Here is a 16,879-nt window from a genome sequence, read left to right on the forward strand (position 1 = left end):
AATCTCCTCAGGCGGCGTTCTTGAGTTTCGGGTCCAGCGCATCGCGCAGGCCGTCGCCCATCAAGTTGATTGCCAGCACGCTGAGCAAAATGGTCAAACCGGGCAGGCTCACCACCCACCAGGCGCGTTCGATGTAGTCACGGGCCGAAGCCAGCATGGTGCCCCACTCAGGGGTTGGCGGTTGTACGCCAAGGCCAAGGAAGCCCAGGGCCGCGGCATCGAGAATCGCCGAAGAGAAGCTCAAGGTCGCCTGAACGATCAGCGGCGCCATGCAGTTAGGCAACACGGTGATGAACATCAGGCGTGGCAGGCCGGCGCCGGCGAGGCGAGCGGCGGTCACGTAGTCGCGGTTCAGTTCGCCCATTACCGCAGCGCGGGTCAGACGGACGTAGGACGGCAGCGAAACGATAGCGATGGCGATCACGGTGTTGATCAGGCCAGGGCCGAGGATGGCGACGATGGCAACCGCCAGCAGCAGCGACGGCAGGGCCAGCATGATGTCCATCAAGCGCATGATGGTCGGGCCGAGCATACGCGGGAAAAACCCGGCGAACAGGCCCAACAGGATGCCCGGAATCAGCGACATCACCACCGACGACAAACCGATCAGCAGCGACAGGCGCGAGCCCTGGATCAGGCGCGAGAGCAAGTCACGGCCCAGTTCGTCGGTGCCCAGCAGGAACTGCATCTGCCCACCTTCCAGCCAGGCTGGCGGGGTCAGCAGGAAGTCGCGGTATTGTTCGCTGGGGTTATGCGGTGCCACCCAGGGGGCAAAGAGCGCGCAGAACACGATCAGCAACATGAACGCCAGGCCGGCAACCGCGCCTTTGTTCTTGGAGAAGGCTTGCCAGAATTCTTTGTACGGGGACGGGTACAGCAGGCTTTGATCGACTGCTGACACTTGAGTAGGTGTGGTCATGGTCTTGATCTCAGCGCTGGTGACGGATGCGTGGGTTGGCGAAGCCGTAGAGGATATCCACCACGAAGTTCACCAGGATCACCAGGCAGGCGATCAGCAAAATGCCGTTTTGCACCACCGGGTAGTCCCGCGCGCCAATGGCTTCGATCAGCCATTTGCCGATGCCGGGCCACGAGAAGATGGTTTCGGTCAGGACCGCACCGGCCAGCAGGGTGCCGACTTGCAGGCCGACCACGGTCAGTACCGGGATCAGCGCGTTACGCAGGCCGTGGACGAATACCACGCGTGCTGGCGACAGGCCTTTGGCCTTGGCGGTGCGGATGTAGTCTTCGCGCAGCACTTCGAGCATCGACGAACGGGTCATCCGCGCGATCACCGCCAGCGGAATGGTGCCGAGCACGATGGCCGGCAGGATCAGGTGGTGCAGGGCGTCGAAGAACGCATCCGGCTCGTCAGCCAGCAGGGTGTCGATCAGCATGAAGCCGGTGCGCGGCTCGATGTCGTAGAGCAGGTCGATCCGCCCGGAAACCGGGGTCCAGCCCAGGCTTACCGAGAAGAACATGATCAGGATCAGGCCCCACCAGAAGATCGGCATCGAGTATCCCGCGAGGGAGATGCCCATCACCCCATGGTCGAACAGGGACCCTCGCTTCAAGGCAGCGATCACCCCGGCCAACAGGCCCAGGATACCGGCGAACAACAGGGCGGCCATGGACAGTTCCAGGGTCGCGGGGAAAAGGGCGGTGAATTCGGTCCACACGCTGGTACGGGTACGCAGTGATTCGCCAAGGTCGCCCTGGGCGAGCTTGCCGACGTAGTCCAGGTATTGCGCATACAGCGGCTTGTTAAGGCCAAGGCGTTCCATTGCCTGTGCGTGCATCTCGGGGTCGACGCGCCTTTCGCCCATCATGACTTCGACGGGGTCGCCAGGGATCATGCGAATTAACGCAAACGTCAACAAAGTGATGCCGAAAAACGTCGGGATCAATAGTCCCAATCGGCGGGCAATAAAACTAAACATCTTGTTGTGTACCTCAATCAGCCGGTTAGGCAAGTCCGGCACCGCCCTGGTGGGCGGTGCCGAGCGTTTCTCTTATTTACTTCACCTGGGTTGTGGCGAAGTTATTGGTCGTCAGCGGGCTTTGGGTATAACCCTCGACGTTCTTGCGCAGTGCGGTGAACATCTTCGGATAAGCCATGGGGATCCACGGTTGGTCCTTGTCGAAAACGTCCAGTGCTTGTTCATAGAGTGCAGCGCGTCGGGTGGGTTCAGCATCCGCGCGTGCCTTGTCGATCAAGTCTTGAAACTCTTTGTTACACCAGCGCGCGTAGTTTTCGCCGTTTTTTGCAGCATCGCAACTCAGGTTCGGGGTGAGGAAGTTATCCGGGTCACCGTTATCACCGGCCCAGCCGGCGGAAACCATGTCGTGCTCGCCGTTTTTAGCACGCTTGAGCATCTCGCCCCATTCCATGACTTTGATGTTGACCTTCAAGCCAATCTGGGCGAGATCCGCCTGCATGCGCTGGGCGCCGAGCAACGGGTTAGGGTTGGTCGGGCCACCGCCATTTCGGGTGAACAGGGTGAGCTCGGTGCCTTCCGGTACGCCGGCTTCCTTGAGCAGGGCGCGGGCTTTGTCGAGGTCGCGCGACGGGTTTTTCAGCTTGTCGTTGAAACCCAGCAAGGTCGGTGGGTACGGGCCGGTGGCATCGACTGCATTGCCTTTGCCATACAGGGACTCGTTGTAGCCTTTTTTGTCGAACGCGATGTTGATCGCGTGACGCACCCGTGCGTCGCTCATGTACTTGTGGGTGGTGTTCATGGCGGTGTAGGCAGTAGTCATCGCTGCCAGTTCGTCCACTTTCAGGTTTGGATCGGCCTTGATGCTCGGGATGTCATCGGGCTTGGGATACAGCGCGACCTGGCACTCGTTGGCCTTGAGCTTCTGCAGGCGCACGTTGTTGTCCACCGTGATGGCCAGGATCAGCGGGTCGGCTGGCGGCTTGCCACGGAAATACTCCGGGTTGGCCTTGAAGCGAACCTGGGCGTCTTTCTGGTAGCGGGTGAAAACAAACGGCCCGGTGCCGATGGGCTTGGCGTTCAGGTCGTCGGTCTTGCCGGACTTGAGCAACTGGTCAGCGTATTCGGCGGAATGAATCGAAGAGAACGCCATGGCCAGGTCGGCCAGGAACGGTGCTTCAGGACGGGTCAGGGTAAAGACGACAGTGTGATCATCGGTCTTCTCTACGCTCTTGAGCAGTTCCTTGAAGCCCATGCTCTCAAAGTACGGGTAGCCCACGCTGGACTTCTTGTGCCACGGGTGGTTCGGGTCCAGCTGGCGCTGGAAGCTCCAAAGTACGTCGTCGGCATTCAGGTTGCGCGTGGGTTTGAAGTAGTCGGTGGTGTGGAACTTGATGTCGTCACGCAGGTGGAAGGTGTAGGTCAGGCCGTCGGCGCTGATTTCAGGCAGGGCCTTGGCCAATGCCGGAACCACTTCGGTAGTCCCTGGCTTGAAGTCAACCAGGCGGTTGAACATGGTTTCCGCGGCGGCGTCAGCGGTGACGGCCGTGGTGTACAGGACAGGATCGAAGCCTTCCGGGCTGGCTTCGGTGCAGACTACCAACGGTTTGGCCGAAATGCCGACGGCCACGCTCAACAGCGCGGCTGCCATGGCGGCTTGTAGTGGGAGCATTTTCATTCGGAGCCCTCTGCAATCGGTGGGACCAGACAAGCGTAGACGGCAGGCTCGTCCTGAGCCCGCCGTTTACCTGGTGCTAATTAAAGAATGTTGAACGGGATGGTGGTAACCAGGCGGAATTCGCGCAGGTTGCCGTCAGCCTGGTTCTCGCTGGCGCGGTGTGTCACGTAGGTGGCGCGAACGGTGGAGGCTTTCAGAGGGCCGCTCTGGATGGCATAGGAAGTACCGATACCGTATTCCTGGTGGTGTTCGCCGTTTTGTTTCTGGATGCCGTTGTAGGCGAAGTCTTTTACGCCGTTGTCGCCACGGTAGTGAGTACCGTCGATACCCCAGCCGCGTGCCGAGTAGATGTTGAATTTCAGGCCTGGCACGCCGTATTCAGCCATGTTGATACCGTAGGCAACCTGGAAGGACTTCTCGTTCGGACCGTTGAAGTCGGAAGTCAGGGAGTTGGCCAGGTAGATGCCGTTGGTTTCGTGCAGGTAGTCGAAGTACTCGTTACCGTTCACTTCCTGGTACGAGAAGGTCAGGCTGTGAGCCTGGTGGGTCAGGCCAAGCGACAGCGAGTAGGTGTCGTTGTCGATCTTGCCCATCAACTTTTTGCCTTCGTCGACGGTCTTGTAGTAGTTCAGGCCAGTGGTCAGGGCCAGTACTTGGCTGTCGCCCAGCTCATGGGTAGCGCCGAAGTAGTACTGGTTCCAGAAGTCCTTGACCTGTGCGCCGAAGAAGCTGGTTTTCAGGCTCTTGAACGGCTGCCAGTTCACACCGGCGGTGTAGACGTGGTCGGTTTCTGCGCCATTGCCGTATTCGGTACGGAATTTCGACAGGCTCTGTTCGGTACGTGGCGATACGCGATCGAAGTACGCGCCTTGGAACGACAGGTTGTTGAATTCTTCGCTGTTGATGGCAAAACCTTCGAAGCTCGAAGGCAGTGCACGGTTACCGATGGTGTCGATAATGCCGCTGCTGAAGTTTTGGCGACCGGCGGTCAAGGTGGTGTTCGAAACACGGAACTTGACGTTGGCCAGGCCCAATTTGCTCCACTGGTCCACGGCGTCGCCGTAGGTGTGGGCCAGGGTGCGGTTGGAGCCGCCGGCGATGTCTTTCTGGTCACGGATCAGCGCGATCGCGTTGTAGGCTGCTACTTCAGTCGCTACGCCAACGGTGCCTTGGGTGAAGCCCGAGGAGTAGTTGACGATGGTGCCCTGGGCCCAGTTATAGCGGCGGGAAACGTTGGTTTTTACGTCGGCAGCCTTGTCGGCGGCGTTTTTGTAGTAGCCGAAACGGTCGCCACGAAACTTCATTTCGTTGGAGTACCAGTTACGCGTGGTACCGCCCAGGCTCGACCCTTCGATAAAGCCTTTGGCCTCGCTTTGGGCGCTGGAGCCGGCCAATGTGGTTGGAACGAAGTCCTGGCTCTGGGTTTCAGCGTAGGCGGTTGCCGTGATGGTGCTGATGGCCAGGGCCAGAAGCGCTTTGCTGCTCAGTTTCATGGGTGAAGCTCCTTTGGTTCTCTTTTTTATGCCGGCCTTATTAGATGAGCCGGCTATTGGGTGTGTAACTCGTTCAAGCTGTTGCAAACGTTTGCCGTAGGAAAATTCCTAATAGAAGGCCGCACGTTTGCCGCAGAGTTGTTCACGCTCTGCGTCATCCGGTTATTTTTTTATGGGTTGATACTGACGCCCGAGAACACGTTGCGGCCGAAGGGGCTCACTTTGAAACCTTCGACTTTGGCGCTTAACGGCTGGTTGACCGTCGAGTGGGCGACTGGCGTGATCGGCACCTGCGCTTTAAGCAGTTGCTGCGCCTGTTTGTACAGAACAGTCCTTTGTTCGTGGTCGGTGACGACCTTGGCTTGCTTGATCAGCTTGTCGTACGCCGGGTCACACCACATGGAGTAGTTGTTCCCGCCGATGGCATCGCAGCTGTACAGGGTGCCCAGCCAGTTGTCCGGGTCACCGTTGTCACCGGTCCAGCCGATCAGGCTGACATCGTGCTCACCGTTCTTGGTGCGCTTGATGTATTCGCCCCACTCGTAACTGACGATCTTGACCTTGAGGCCGATCTTGGCCCAGTCGCTTTGCAGCATCTCGGCCATCAGCTTGGCGTTGGGGTTGTACGGCCGTTGCACCGGCATCGCCCACAGGGTGATCTCGGTGCCTTCCTTCACGCCGGCAGCCTTGAGCAATTCCTTGGCTTTTTCCGGGTTGTAGGCGGCGTCCTTGATGGTGTCGTCGTAGGACCATTGGGTCGGCGGCATGGCGTTGACCGCCAGTTGGCCGGCGCCCTGGTACACGGCGTTCAAGATGCTCTGCTTGTTCACCGCCATGTCCAGCGCCTGGCGCACTTCGAGTTGGTCGAACGGCTTGTGGCGCACGTTGTAGGCGATGTAGCCGAGGTTGAAGCCTGGCTTGGTCAGCAGTTGCAGGTTCGGGTCGGCCTTGAGGGCATCGACATCCGCCGGACGTGGATGCAGGGTCACCTGGCATTCGCCGGCCTTGAGTTTCTGCACCCGCACCGATGCGTCGGTGTTGATGGCGAAGATCAGTTGGTCCAGCTTGACCTTGCTCGGGTCCCAGTACTGTTTGTTGGCCACGTAGCGGACCTGCGAGTCCTTCTGGTACCGCTGGAACACGAACGGGCCAGTGCCGATCGGCTTCTGGTTGATGTCGCTGGGCTTGCCCGTCTTGAGCAACTGCTCAGCGTATTCAGCCGACAGGATCGCGGCGAAGCTCATGGCAATGTTCTGCACGAACGCGGCGTCGACCGAGTTCAGGGTCATCACCACGGTGTGCGGGCCGGTCTTCTCGACCTTGGCGATATTCTTGTTCAGGCTCATCCCGTTGAAGTACGGAAACTCGGTGGGGTAGGCCTTGCGAAACGGGTGCTCGGGGTCAAGCATGCGGTTGAAAGTGAACAGCACGTCGTCGGCGTTGAAGTCCCGCGTCGGCTTGAACTCCTTGCTGCTGTGGAATTTCACCCCTTCACGCAAGTGAAAGGTGTAGGTCAGGCCGTCTGGCGAAATATCCCACTTGGTCGCCAGTGCAGGTACCACGTTGGTCTCGCCTTTTTCAAACTCAACCAGGCGGTTGTACAGCGGTTCAGCCGCATCGTTGTCGGTGGCGGTGGTGTACTGCGCGGTATCAAAGCCTGCCGGGCTGCCTTCAGAGCAGAACACCAGGCTCTTCTTGTCGGCGGCTTGGCTCGTCGTAGCCACAGCCAGCAGGCTGGTGGCAAAAATAGCGGATAGAACGGTGGTATGGCGCATGACGATCCCGATCCTTGTTTGTAGTTGTCATCAGCGAGCAATCGCCCTGTCTTTCGGACAGGGAGACATCACTGATCCCACATACAGCAACTGCCCTTCCTAGATTGGCGGCTCTGCAGTCCTACGACGTTATGGGCCGCGGGCTTCGCAGTAAATGCGCAAAATCGGATTGACCTTGTAGGCAACGGAGGCGCACATCGCAGCTCATTGCTGTAGGAAGCAACGATTTCGAATGTGGTCTGTGTCCTACGGTCCGGGCGGATGCAATAACGGCGACGTTATGAAACGTCGCCGTCAATGATCCTTACTTGCCGCTGACGCTCACGCCGTAGAAGGAGTTCAAGCCGAACGGGCTGATCTTGAAGTCCTGCACGGTGTTGCGCATGGGTTGATACACCGTCGAGTGCGCGATAGGTGTCATCGGGACTGCATCTTTGAGGATATGTTGCGCCTGCTTGTACAGCTCGGTGCGTTTGGCGACATCCGAGGTGGCCTTGGCTTCTTTTACGATGCCGTCGAATTTCTTGTCGCACCATTTGGAGAAGTTGTTACCGGCCAGCGAGTCGCAGCCGAACAGCACGTTCAGCCAGTTGTCCGGGTCACCATTGTCACCGCTCCAACCAATGATCATGGCCTGGTTCTCGCCACCTTTGGAACGCTTGATGTACTCGCCCCACTCGTAGCTGACGATGTTGACCTTCAGGCCGATCTGTTTCCAGTCGTTCTGCAGCATCTCGGCCATCAGCTTGGCATTCGGGTTGTACGGACGCTGGACCGGCATCGCCCACAGGGTGATCTCGGTGCCTTCCTTGACGCCTGCTTCCTTCAGCAAAGCCTTGGCTTTGGTGACGTCGTACGGCGCATCCTTGATGGTGGTGTCGTAGGACCATTGGGTCGGCGGCATGGCGTTGACCGCCAGTTGACCGGCGCCTTGGTACACGGAGTCGATGATCTGCTGCTTGTTCACCGACATGTCCAGCGCTTCACGTACACGCAGGTCGGACAGCGGGTTAGCCGCGGTCTGGCCCTTGAGCACCGGCATGACGTTGTAGGCGATGTAGCCCAGGTTGAAACCGGCCTGGTGCGGCAGTTTCAGGTCTTTGTCGTCGCCCAGTGCCTTGAGGTCGGCCGGACGTGGGAACAGGGTGACCTGGCATTCGTTTTTCTTGAGCTTCTGGATGCGTACCGACGGGTCGGTAGTGATGGCGAAGATCAGGTTGTCGATCTTCACGTCTTCAGGTTTCCAGTAGTCCTTGTTGCCGGTGTAGCGAATGTTCGAGTCTTTCTGGTAGCTCTTGAACACGAACGGACCAGTGCCGATCGGCTTCTGGTTGATGTCCGCAGGCTTGCCTTCTTTCAACAGTTGGGCTGCGTATTCGGCAGACTGGATCGAGGCGAAGCTCATGGCCAGGTTCTGGATGAAAGCCGCGTCCACGGTGCCAAGGGTGAACTTGACGGTGTGGTCATCGACTTTCTCGATGTTCTTGATGTTGGTGTCCATCCCCATGTCCGTGAAGTACGGGAACTCGGTGGGGTAGGCTTTGCGGAACGGATCGTCCTTGTTGATCATGCGATTGAACGTGAACAGCACGTCATCGGCATTGAAGGTACGGGTCGGTTTGAAGTACGCGGTGGTGTGGAACTTCACGCCGTCGCGCAAATGAAAGGTGTACGTCAGGCCATCCGGGGAAACGTCCCAGTTGGTGGCCAGCCCAGGAATCACAGCGGTGCCGCCGCGCTCGAACTGGGTCAGACGGTTGAACATGGTTTCGGCCGAAGCATCGAAGTCTGTTCCGGTGGTGTACTGGCCTGGGTCAAAACCGGCCGGGCTCCCTTCGGAGCAGAACACCAGGTTAGTCGCCGCTTGGGCGAAAGGGGCTGCGGCCATAAGGCCAGCGCTAACAATTAACGGAATGACTGCGTGTTTAAGCATGTTGGCCTCATGATTTGTTGTCATTTTTGGTGGTGAGGGCGACCTCGTGAGTCGGCCTGCGGATACTTATGCAGGGGCCATACCCAATGCAAGATGCAGAACCGTTAGGAGGCTGAAACAGTGGTACGAACGTACAGGAATGTCGCAATTATGAAAGTTTCTACACAATTGCGTACATTTGGAGGGTTTTTTCGGTGCATGTGGCGCACCAAAAAAGACCAACCGAGGCGTCTAGCGCACCCGGTTGGGGCGGTGCTGTTACTTATCTAGACTCACGCCGTAGAAGGGCGTTAGCCCAAACGGGCTGATCTTGAAATCTTTGACTTCCTTGCGCAGCGGCTGGAAAACCGTCGAGTTCGCAATAGGCGTTATAGGTACCTGTTCCTTAAGGATTTTTTGCGCCTGTTGATACCACTTGATGCGCTGCTCACGGTCGCTGCTGAGTTTGGCCTGCTGCACCAGTTTGTCGTAGCCCGGGTTACACCATTTGGCGTAGTTGCTGCCCTTCACTGCAGCACAACTGTAGAGCACACCCAGCCAGTTATCCGGGTCGCCGTTGTCGCCGGTCCAGCCGTAAATCATCGCGTCGTGCTCGCCATTTTTGGCGCGCTTGATGTATTCGCCCCACTCATAGCTGACGATGTTGGCCTTGATGCCAACTTTTTCCCAATCCTGCTGGATCATTTGTGCCGACATTCGCGCATTCGGATTGGATGCACGCTGGACGGTCATTGCCCACAGGTTGATGGTGGTGCCTGGTGCAACGCCTGCTTCTTTTAGTAGCGCCTTGGCCTTGGTGGGATCGTAGGGCGCATCCTTGATGTTGGGGTCATAAGACCACTGCGCTGGCGGCAAGGCGTTCTGCGCCAATTGCCCGGCGCCCTGGTACACCGCCTTGATAATCGCCGGTTTGTCGATGGCCATGTCCAGGGCCTGGCGGACCTTGAGTTGGTCCAGCGGAGGATGGGTCACGTTGTAGGCCAGGAAACCCAGGTTGAAACCTGCCTGTTGCAGCACGCGCAGATTCGGATCCTGCTTCATCACTTCGATATCGGCGGGGCGTGGGTAACCGCTGACCTGGCATTCGCCGGCCTTGAGTTTCTGCAGTCGCGACGCCGCGTCCGGGGTGATCGCGAACACCAGGTTGTCGAGCTTCACATCCTCGGGCTTCCAATACTGCTTGTTGGCCACGTAGCGAATCTGCGAATCCTTCTGGTAACGCTTGAACACAAACGGCCCGGTGCCTACCGGCTTCTGGTTGATGTCTTCCGCCTTGCCCTGCTTCAACAGTTGAGCGGCGTACTCGGCGGACTGTACCGAGGCAAAGCTCATGGCCAGGTTCTGCACGAACGAGGCGTCAACGTTATTGAGGTTGAATTGCACGGTGTGGTCGTCGAGTTTGTCGACGCTCTTGATCGTGGTGTTCAAGCCCATGTCGGTGAAGTACGGCGACTCGGAAGGGTAGGCCTTGCGGAACGGACTGTCGGCATCCAGGAGGCGATTGAAGGTGAACAGCACGTCATCCGCGTTGAAGTCGCGGGTAGGGGTAAAGAAATCGGTGGTGTGGAACTTGACGCCATCGCGCAGGTGGAAAGTGTAGGTCAGGCCGTCTTTGGATACGTCCCAGCTTGTCGCCAGGCCGGGTTCGACTTCGGTGCCGCCGCGCTTGAACTGGGTCAGGCGGTTGAACACGGTTTCGGCGGACGCATCGAAATCGGTGCCACTGGTGTACTGGCTGGGGTCGAAACCGGCGGGGCTGGCTTCGGAGCAGTAGACCAGGGTAGTGGCCGCGTGGGCCATCGGCATAAAAGCCAGCAGGCCTGCAGCCAGGAGGAGCGGTTTGAAGGCGATTCTATCCATGGAGACCCCTGAAGTGGCAGGCATATAAAAGCCGCCCAAACGAAACGGCGGAACCGAGGTTACCGCCGTTCTGGTTTGCTAGGTAGGGGGGGGGGCTGGCACCGGCGTTGGCCAATGCTTGCCGCTGCGTTATCCCAGATCGGAGATACTGGATACGCTCAAGGTAAACGGTGCTTCTTTTTCGACGACATAGGGGTTGCCGTCATCGACAAGTTCGTTGCTTTCACGGATCTTCAACGTTCGCTGCGCCGTGACCTCCATATCGGGGATAACAGCGGCATCTTTGTCCAGGTCGAGCAGTTTAATTTGCGCGGTGACTCTGACTTCAGCCGTGTTGTTGGCGGGGTCGTAGATGATGGTGTAGTGAGTGTCTGCGCCCCTGAAGCCGACGTGATCTTTCAATTGATTCATTGCCAGCTCGACCGAAGCGGGCGCAACACTGCCTTGATGCGCGATTTCAGAAGTACGGGCACGCATTGCTGAATTGGGGATGGCGTTCTCAAATTGTTGCAGCCGCTTTTGTAGCGTTTCACCCGAAGCAGTTCCCGTGGCGTCGAGTTCGACTCTGGTATCGCCGGCATTTCCCTTTGTAACGACGGTAAAGCGGTCACGATTCAGGTCCTTCAGGAAGTTTTGCGAATAAGGGGTTGTCCCGTACTCATTGGGCCCCGCCGCCTCTGTGGGGGAAACATTGAAGTTGTTCTCTTCAACGCTCCAGGTGACAGTGAGCTTCTGCTTAGCGGTACCGCCTTCCTCGAAGTTGCTCACTGACTCTTGGTAGTGCGTCTTGCTGTTGTAATTCAAGACCTCATCAAGTCTTTCAGCGCCGCTGGTTTTTGGGTCACCCAAGATTTCGAAACCGTCTGAGATTTTTGGTGGGGTCTTGGCGTCGTCGCTAGGCGTGGGAGATGGGTTGCGTTGCCATGGCCACTTCGCACCGCCCTCTACCCCCCTTCTTTGCCAAACTCCCGTGTCGTCAGGCTTGGCAATGATGCCGGCACTTGCCAGCTTGGAGGGGTCTTCCGGATGTCTAACACGCAACAGATAATGTTGCCCGTCCCCGGTATCTGGTTTATCGGCGACGAAGTATTTTCTACCCTTGAATTCGATTTCTCGCATGCCAGGGAAGGCTACGTGTTGCTCGGTAGTCGGTGTTATTTCAGCCGTTCCCTCTTTGATAGCGGGGATTGAGTCACTGGCGTTCGAAGCCTTTGGTGTACGTACCAGCTCAAATTCGTTGGTTGGCGAGTTGTATCTCCAGCTGTAGTTTCCAGTAGCGGTTGAGTTGAAATTGGCAGTTGGCTCCTCCAGCCCCGCCGATAACCCACTGGTGGCAAGTTCATGTGCCAGTTGCAGGCCTGATATAACGGCTCCTGCGTTGCCGCCAACGCGATCATCTGCTGTCTTGCCATAGATACCGTCATGGACGCCGAAGACAATGTTGCCGGCGTTGCCCACAATGGGTACATAACCGAACGTATTACCCCAAAAATCTTTGGCAGACTTCCAACTTTTTTGAGAAGAGCCGAACACTTCGGTTTGGTCGGTCCATATTGAATTTTTTGCGTTTTGCTCCTGGTACGTCGAGGAAATGTTATCCAAGCTGCCATACTTCAACTGATAGTCTTCATCCCGTGCGCGCGTATAATTGAATAATTCCTGAACCGGTATTGCTTTATCTTTTAGGAGGTTTTGATAACCCGGATAAGTCGCGTTGTTGCCTCTAATCAATGTGTCGAGAACATCGCCAGTCTTTGGCCAGTGTGCATCTTTTCCGCCTTGCCGATCACCAGCGTTGAAACTGACCTTCAGGTTCTCTCGATTGTTTTTTGCCCAGCCGGCGAACGCCTTGTCACCTTTGATTTCATGGACGGCTCCGTGTTTCAGGTCGATCATCAATCCCTGGTTGGGGCGATTTTCATAATTACCATCATACGGGGTGTAGGGAATGAAAGTGTACCCGGATAATGGGTAACCATAGACGTTGGGGATGATAACTTGGCCGTTATGTTTCAGTGTGCGATTGATGGCTTCTTTAGCGTCCGGGCTTAACTGTTCAAAGCTATCCTTATTGCTGGCCAGGCTTTGCAAGGTGCCACGAATAACGTAGGTGTCTGCCTTCCCCGAGCGCCGCTCCAGTTCTCCTGAGGCATCGCGCATTGGCGCGGCTATCTCTCTTTCCCAGTGATTCTGAAGTTTCTGACCAAGGGGTTCGAGTGCGTTGATCAATGCCTTGCACTCTTTGTCTATAACCATCGAGTGGAAGTTGACCACCCCCCCTCGCGGTACTTTATCGTGAGCCAAAGCTCCTGCTGCAATTTCCCACGCGTAGTAAATTTGCACGTCGGAACGTGTCAGCGTTTTACCGACTCCCATGCCTACGTAGGTGTTGAATGTAACCTTGACTTTTTCATGTGGATCATAGCCTGCTGCCAGCAACCCGCCACTGAAATACCCTGCGGGCTCCATGAATTGGCGAGCGCTTTGGAACTTGACATTCCGTTCACTTTCTCGACCATTTTCTATATTTGCTATTTGAGATTTAACGCGTTTGGCGTAGTCATCGACATGCTGCACCCGCTCCTCTTTGGTGTAGCTCGAGGTGGGGCCGGAGGCGGTGTTTGACCCAAAAATTATTGTTTTGTAACTATCCGCCACAGTATCAGGTGACGTGGCAGAAGGCGTTTTTTGTCCAAGACTGAATGCGTTGTTTTCTTGGGCACCCGCTGCTCCCGACGTTGTATGTTGGGGGGGATGCGACTCGTTAGTCGCCGTAGTGTAATGACCATGTGCGAGTGGGGAATTCGGCGCTAAATGGCTTGGCGGGATGTACGAATGTATACTCATAATCGACTCACTGAATTCATGGGTTTCATAGTCGCTATTCGCGTAATGGCAGTGGCATCAGATGTGCGAATAACGTGGTCGCGCCATTCCCTGTGCGTCCTGCTGGCCCACGTCTGACTATGTGCCAGTCGTCACTGGACTATAGGTGTGGGAGGTCATCCTCAATCAGTTGCTTTGGTTGTAATTAAGTTTCAAGAATTAAAGGCAGCACTCAGGGCAGGTTAAGCGCATGAGTTGTCAGTTCAAGAAAGTTTAATTGCGATTATTTGTGGTCATGTGGGGAGGGACAGTTCCACTTTGAGGTCGGTTAGCGCCAGGTAAGAAAAGAGTTTGAAGAAAAGCCTACAGAGTTTAGGCATAGCATGCGCGCTTTGTTCTTTTGAAGGGTGATGAGCGCTGGATGTTTGGATTGTTCCGGACATGCTGCTGAATCAGATCAGTTCGTAGAACGGCACACAAAAAAACGGCGCAAGCCTTTTAAGGCTGCGCCGTCTTCTGCCGTATAAAAACCTACTGCAATACTTCGATTACACCATCGGCGCTCATGTTCACTTGGCTTGTGCCAGCCTCCACTTCCGGCGTGGGCGCCGAATCGGCCATGGCGGCTTTCATCATCATCCCGCCATTACGCGCGTAGGGCATTGGGTAACCGTTGGTGTTGAAGTTCAGGTTGACGATCTTGTAGCCCTTGCCACCCAGTGCGTCGGTGGCCAGTTGTGCGCGCGCCTTGAAGGCCGCGACGGCGTCCTTGAGGAGCGAGTCTTCGCTGGCCTTGCGCGTGGCGTCGGCGATGGCGAAGTCCATATTTTCCATTTTCAGGGTGTTCAGCAGTTCACCGGTAAGCTTGGACAGCGCCGGGAAGTCCGCGCTTTCAAGGCGCAACTCGGCGCGCTCACGCCAGCCGGTGATCTTCTGGTTCTTGCTGTCGTAGATCGGGTAGCTGTTGCGGCTGCCCTGGCGCAGGGTCACGCCTTTGACTTCGCGGGCCTGGCCGAGGGCTTTGTTCATGGTGGTGGTGATTTCGGCGGCGAGCTTGGCCGGGTCGCTGTTTTGCGATTCGGTGTAGAGGGTCACGATCATCTTGTCGCGGGCCACCTCCTGGCTGACCTCGGCGCGCAGGGAAATCTGGTTGTAGTTCAGTCCTTCGGCAGCCAGGGCCGGGAGGCTGGCAAGGGTGGCGACGCCGAGGGTGATAACAGCTGCACTGCGAGTGAAACGAGACATGTAAGCTCCTTAAGGTGTTCGTGTTCGGTAAGACTGTAGACGGTGGTATTGGGTTCTTCGGGTTTACACATTACCTACAAGTTGTGGCGGTGCCGACGAACGGTCATTCGTCCGGCCTGCGGCAAAGAGCCACACACGCCGTGCCAGCCTGCTTGCATCGTTTATACTCCTGCCGATCCGCCTGCAGCGCTCATCGGGAGAGCTCATGCTCGCCGCCGTAAAACTGACTTCCGCCACCCGCCAGAACCTCTGGCGCCTGACGTTTATCCGCACCCTGGTCCTGGCCGCACAGGCTGGCTCCGTTGGGCTCGCCTATTGGTTCGACCTGCTGCCGCTGCCCTGGCTGCAATTGGGCGTGACCCTCGGGTTTTCCATCGTGCTGTGTGTGTTCACCGCCATTCGGCTGCGCACCACCTGGCCGGTGACCGAGCTGGAATACGCGCTGCAATTGGCCTGCGACCTGTTTATCCACAGTGTGTTGCTGTACTTCTCCGGTGGTTCCACCAATCCGTTCGTTTCGTATTACCTGGTGCCGCTGACCATTGCGGCGGTGACCTTGCCGTGGCGTTACTCGGTGGTGCTGTCGGGTATCGCCCTGACGTTGTATACCCTGTTGCTGGCGCGCTTCTATCCGCTGCAAACCTTCCCCATCGCCAGGGAAAACCTGCAGATCTACGGGATGTGGCTGAGCTTTGCCCTGTCTGCCGCCGTCATTACCTTTTTCGCCGCACGCATGGCCGAAGAGCTGCGCCGCCAGGAAGAACTACGCGCCATCCGCCGTGAAGAGGGCCTGCGCGACCAACAACTGCTGGCCGTCGCCACCCAGGCCGCCGGCGCGGCTCATGAGTTGGGCACACCACTGGCGACCATGAGCGTATTGCTCAACGAAATGACCCAGGACCATCACGACCCTGCGCTGCAGGAAGACCTCGGCGTGCTGCGCGAACAGGTCAAGCAGTGCAAACAAACCTTGCAGCAACTGGTGCGCGCAGCCGAAGCCAATCGCCGACTGGCGGTGGAAATGCAGGACGTGACCCAGTGGCTCGATGAAGCCCTGAACCGCTGGCACCTGATGCGGCCCGAAGCCAGCTACCGCTTCAATCTGTTGGGCCAGGGCACCGTGCCTCGCATGGCGCCGCCACCCGACTTGACCCAGGCATTGCTCAACCTGCTGAACAACGCCGCTGACGCTTGCCCGGAAGGTTTGGGCGTACAGTTGGATTGGGATGCGGAAGACGTGACCATCAGCATTCGTGACCACGGCGCGGGCGTGCCGTTGGCCATTGCCGAGCAGATCGGCAAACCATTCTTTACCACCAAGGGCAAAGGCTTCGGCCTCGGCCTGTTTTTGAGCAAGGCCAGCGTGACCCGCGCGGGCGGCTCAGTGAAGCTCTATAGTCATGAGGAAGGTGGCACGCTTACCGAGCTGCGCCTGCCCCGTGTCGCACGAGGAGATATCGATGAGTGACGAGATCCAAGTCGAAGGCGAAGAACTGCCGCACCTGTTGCTGGTAGATGACGACGCCACCTTTACCCGCGTGATGGCGCGTGCCATGAGCCGTCGCGGTTTCCGCGTGAGCACCGCAGGCTCCGCCGAAGAAGGCCTGACCATCGCCCAGGCCGACCTGCCGGACTACGCCGCCCTTGACCTGAAAATGGACGGGGACTCGGGCCTGGTGCTGTTGCCCAAGCTGCTGGAACTGGACCCGGAAATGCGCGTGGTGATCCTCACTGGCTATTCCAGCATCGCCACCGCCGTCGAGGCGATCAAGCGCGGCGCGTGCAATTACCTGTGCAAGCCGGCAGATGCCGATGACGTGTTGGCCGCTTTGCTTTCCGAGCACGCCGACCTCGACACCCTGGTGCCGGAAAACCCGATGTCGGTGGACCGCTTGCAGTGGGAGCACATCCAGCGCGTACTCACTGAGCACGAAGGCAACATCTCCGCCACTGCCCGCGCCCTGGGTATGCACCGCCGCACCTTGCAGCGCAAATTGCAGAAGCGCCCGGTACGGCGCTGAACAGGGTTGCAGTGTGGGCATGATCAAGGGGCGTTCGAGCGCCTTTGCCTCAAGCCGCCTTCGCCGGAAAGGGCTGGCTCTTGCGGCATTTTCCTTGATCATTGCCTCATT

At 57.6% G+C, this 16,879-nt stretch carries 11 protein-coding genes; 2 read left to right on the top strand and 9 right to left on the bottom strand.

Going from position 1 to position 16,879, the window contains the following annotated elements:
• Window positions 1–7: 7 nt before the first annotated feature.
• The 9 genes from CFE47_RS19910 to CFE47_RS19950 all read right to left on the bottom strand — a co-directional run bounded on the left by CFE47_RS19910 (window position 8) and on the right by CFE47_RS19950 (window position 14,747).
• Window positions 8–919 carry an ABC transporter permease subunit gene (locus tag CFE47_RS19910; RefSeq protein WP_286839700.1) on the bottom strand — a complete coding sequence of 304 codons (912 nt, stop codon included), beginning with the start codon at window positions 917–919 and terminating at the stop codon, window positions 8–10.
• Between the two features lie 10 nt (window positions 920–929).
• Window positions 930–1,940 carry an ABC transporter permease subunit gene (locus tag CFE47_RS19915; protein WP_017739471.1) on the bottom strand — a complete coding sequence of 337 codons (1,011 nt, stop codon included), beginning with the start codon at window positions 1,938–1,940 and terminating at the stop codon, window positions 930–932.
• Window positions 1,941–2,016: 76 nt separating this feature from the next.
• Window positions 2,017–3,615, bottom strand: coding sequence for an ABC transporter substrate-binding protein (locus CFE47_RS19920; protein ID WP_286839704.1), 1,599 nt, complete (start codon window positions 3,613–3,615; stop codon window positions 2,017–2,019).
• Between the two features lie 80 nt (window positions 3,616–3,695).
• A complete protein-coding gene (locus CFE47_RS19925; RefSeq protein WP_286839706.1) occupies window positions 3,696–5,108 on the bottom strand; it encodes an OprD family outer membrane porin in 1,413 nt (470 codons plus the stop codon).
• A gap of 170 nt (window positions 5,109–5,278) precedes the next feature.
• Window positions 5,279–6,883, bottom strand: coding sequence for an ABC transporter substrate-binding protein (locus CFE47_RS19930; RefSeq protein ID WP_286839708.1), 1,605 nt, complete (start codon window positions 6,881–6,883; stop codon window positions 5,279–5,281).
• A gap of 304 nt (window positions 6,884–7,187) precedes the next feature.
• The gene (locus CFE47_RS19935; protein WP_286839710.1) at window positions 7,188–8,816 is read right to left on the bottom strand and encodes an ABC transporter substrate-binding protein; all 1,629 of its coding nucleotides are present in this window, start codon (window positions 8,814–8,816) and stop codon (window positions 7,188–7,190) included.
• Between the two features lie 258 nt (window positions 8,817–9,074).
• Window positions 9,075–10,676, bottom strand: a complete 1,602-nt coding sequence (locus tag CFE47_RS19940) for an ABC transporter substrate-binding protein (RefSeq protein ID WP_286839713.1) — start codon at window positions 10,674–10,676, stop codon at window positions 9,075–9,077.
• A 129-nt stretch (window positions 10,677–10,805) separates the two neighbouring features.
• Window positions 10,806–13,253 (bottom strand): hypothetical protein, encoded by a 2,448-nt coding sequence (locus CFE47_RS19945; RefSeq protein WP_286839715.1) that lies wholly within the window; start codon window positions 13,251–13,253, stop codon window positions 10,806–10,808.
• Between the two features lie 780 nt (window positions 13,254–14,033).
• Window positions 14,034–14,747 (bottom strand): SIMPL domain-containing protein, encoded by a 714-nt coding sequence (locus tag CFE47_RS19950; RefSeq protein ID WP_286839716.1) that lies wholly within the window; start codon window positions 14,745–14,747, stop codon window positions 14,034–14,036.
• Window positions 14,748–14,952: 205 nt separating this feature from the next.
• On the opposite strand from CFE47_RS19950, the gene CFE47_RS19955 reads away from it, so the two are divergent.
• On the top strand, window positions 14,953–16,215 hold the full coding sequence (locus CFE47_RS19955; protein WP_185708337.1) for an ATP-binding protein: 1,263 nt from the start codon (window positions 14,953–14,955) through the stop codon (window positions 16,213–16,215).
• Window positions 16,208–16,768, top strand: coding sequence for a response regulator transcription factor (locus CFE47_RS19960; protein ID WP_003171731.1), 561 nt, complete (start codon window positions 16,208–16,210; stop codon window positions 16,766–16,768). The genes CFE47_RS19955 and CFE47_RS19960 overlap by 8 nt, the downstream gene beginning before the upstream one ends.
• Window positions 16,769–16,879: the final 111 nt, after the last annotated feature.

Source organism: Pseudomonas sp. PGPPP1, from assembly GCF_002255865.1.
GTDB classification, from domain to species: Bacteria; Pseudomonadota; Gammaproteobacteria; order Pseudomonadales; family Pseudomonadaceae; genus Aquipseudomonas; species Aquipseudomonas cremoris.